The sequence below is a fragment of the Actinomadura sp. genome, from assembly GCF_044508335.1.
Lineage (GTDB): Bacteria > Actinomycetota > Actinomycetes > Streptosporangiales > Streptosporangiaceae > Spirillospora.
Window position 1 is genome coordinate 1 of record NZ_JBIQHY010000235.1, and the last position, 1,985, is coordinate 1,985.

Consider the following 1,985-nt stretch of genomic DNA (forward strand, 5'->3'; position numbering starts at 1 on the left):
CAGGATCCGGTCGCCGTCGCCCGCCATACGCACACGCCTCGCTTCCCGTTCGCACTCTCCTTCGCCCCCGGCCGCCGCTATTGGACGCAGCGGACGATCAAACGGATCGAATTTGTCATCATTGGCGGCATGAGCCAACCCCCCGACGAGCCACTTGACGGTGACGTCGGCCCCGCGAGGGACGCGTCCGGCGCGAAGGCCGACGCCGCCGAGGAGCTGCGCCGGTACGAGGCGGAGCGCGAGGAGCGCCGCCGCCGCACCAACGCGGTGTCTGGGCGGATCGCCGTCGTCGTCACCGCGCTCTTCCTCGGCTTCCTGGTCTACGACTCCGTCGGCACGGCCATCGAGGCGCACGCCAGGGGCGACGACTGGATCTACCCGCCCGCCGTGGTCGCCGGCGTGTGCGCGGCGGCGCTGGCGGCCCTGCTGACCTGGGCGTGGCGGCGCCGGCGTCTCGGCATGTGAACCCGGCCCGCGATCTTCGTTGCAGGTCAGATAGCCTTCTACAAGTGACCGACAGCGCGAATCCAACCATTGACATCCCAGCCGATCTCAAGCCCGCGGACGGCCGTTTCGGGTGCGGCCCCTCCAAGGTCCGCCCCGAGCAGCTCGCCGCCCTCGCCGAGTCGGGTTCGGCCTACATGGGGACCTCGCACCGTCAGAAGCCGGTGAAGTCCCTGGTCGGGCGCGTCCGAGAGGGGCTGTCCCAGCTGTTCTCCCTCCCCGACGGGTACCAGGTCCTGCTCGGCAACGGCGGCACCACGGCGTTCTGGGACGCGGCCGCGTTCGGGCTCGTCCGGCAGCGCTCGCAGCACCTGACGTTCGGTGAGTTCTCCAGCAAGTTCGCCAAGGTCACCACGAGCGCTCCCTGGCTGGGGGACCCGACCGTCATCTCCGGCCCGCCCGGAACGCACCCGGAGGCGTCCGCCGAGGAGGACGTCGACGTCTACGCCCTCACCCACAACGAGACCTCGACCGGCGTCGCCATGCCGATCAAGCGCCCGGCGGGCACCACCGCGCGCGAGGGCCTCGTCCTGGTGGACGCCACCTCCGGCGCGGGCGGCCTGCCCGTCGACGTGTCCGAGACCGACGTCTACTACTTCGCGCCGCAGAAGTGCTTCGCGGCCGACGGCGGCCTGTGGGTGGCGCTCGCGTCCCCGGCGGCGCTGGAGCGGATCGACGAGATCGCCATGTCCGACCGGTACGTCCCGGAGTTCCTCAACCTGAAGACCGCCGCGGACAACTCCGCCAAGGACCAGACCTACAACACCCCGGCCGTGGCCACGCTGCTCCTCCTCGCCGAGCAGATCGAATGGATGAACGGCCAGGGCGGGCTGGCGTGGACGACGTCCCGCACGGCCGACTCGTCCCAGCGGCTCTACACCTGGGCGGAGAAGACCTCGTACGCGACGCCGTTCGTGGTCGACCCGGCGCAGCGGTCGCAGGTCGTCGGCACGATCGACTTCAACGACGACGTCGACGCCGCCGCCGTCGCCAAGACGCTCCGCGCCAACGGGATCGTCGACACCGAGCCGTACCGCAAGCTGGGCCGCAACCAGCTGCGCATCGGCATGTTCCCGGCCATCGACCCCGACGACGTCGAAGCCCTGACCGCCTGCGTCGACTACGTGGTAGAGCGGCTCTAGCTCATTGGGGGGGCGACCCCCCAAACCCCCCGGCTGCGCGGCACGGGTCTCCTCGCTCTGGTCGCCGGCGCTCCCGCCGCTGCGGGGACGCGGCGCGCCGGGCATGCCCGCTGCGCTCGCAGAGCTCGCTCCGCGTGCCTGCCCGTGACCGCCGGTCGGGCTCTGGCTCATTGGGGGGGCGACCCCCCAAACCCCCCGTCACGAGCCGGTCGATCCTCACGCCACGGCACCGGTCTCCGCGACCGTGCCGGTCCCCGTCGTGTCGCTGCGGTCGCCCGGCTCGGCGGGCATGCCCGCTGCGCTCGCAGAGCTCGCTCCGCGTGCCTGCCCGTGACCGCC

The 1,985-nt window shown here is 71.9% G+C and carries 2 protein-coding genes; both read left to right on the forward strand.

Annotated elements, in window-relative coordinates:
* Positions 1 to 129: 129 nt before the first annotated feature.
* Positions 130 to 465 (forward strand): hypothetical protein, encoded by a 336-nt coding sequence (locus tag ACIWVC_RS34530; protein WP_396450627.1) that lies wholly within the window; start codon positions 130 to 132, stop codon positions 463 to 465.
* A 44-nt stretch (positions 466 to 509) separates the two neighbouring features.
* Positions 510 to 1,646, forward strand: a complete 1,137-nt coding sequence (gene serC, locus ACIWVC_RS34535) for a phosphoserine transaminase (RefSeq protein ID WP_396450625.1) — start codon at positions 510 to 512, stop codon at positions 1,644 to 1,646.
* Positions 1,647 to 1,985: the final 339 nt, after the last annotated feature.